The organism is Bacillus sanguinis, assembly GCF_018332475.1.
Taxonomy (GTDB): domain Bacteria; phylum Bacillota; class Bacilli; order Bacillales; family Bacillaceae_G; genus Bacillus_A; species Bacillus_A sanguinis.
In genome coordinates this window covers 1-407 of the sequence record NZ_BOQB01000553.1, presented here as the reverse complement: position 1 = coordinate 407, position 407 = coordinate 1, and the positions used below count along the sequence as shown (strand labels likewise).

Sequence of the window (407 nt, the reverse complement as noted above, 5' to 3'; positions counted from 1 at the left end):
TTTAATATAAGTATTGTGATAATTAGTTTTAGATTGTGCGCTTAATAAACCGGTGTAAATGTTTTCAGGCACGTTAAAGAAATCATACATTCCATTCTTTAATTGAATACGTAAAATCATAGAAAAAGGATTATAACCAACAGCAACTATATTTTTTGAAACCAAGGGAGATAGCTCCATCATTACGCAACTCCTCACTTTTCATTTTTTATTATTTCTTGTAGATGTTGAGGTTGTGGTGTTGAAATCCATATAATTAAAGAGGTATTATACTTATATGCAATATATTAAATGTTCGTTATACGTAATTATAAGGAAGTTCACACGAAGTACATATCGTTGTGCTATTTTTATTTCACCTTTGATTTATAAATAAGAAAATATTGACCATTTGAAAAAAAGGTATA

General features: G+C 27.5%; 1 protein-coding gene. It reads right to left on the bottom strand.

Annotated elements, in window-relative coordinates; translation table 11 throughout:
- On the bottom strand, window positions 1–183 hold a 183-nt coding region (locus KI369_RS28500; protein ID WP_212958998.1), incomplete at its 3' end, for a KTSC domain-containing protein.
- Window positions 184–407 lie beyond the last annotated feature (224 nt).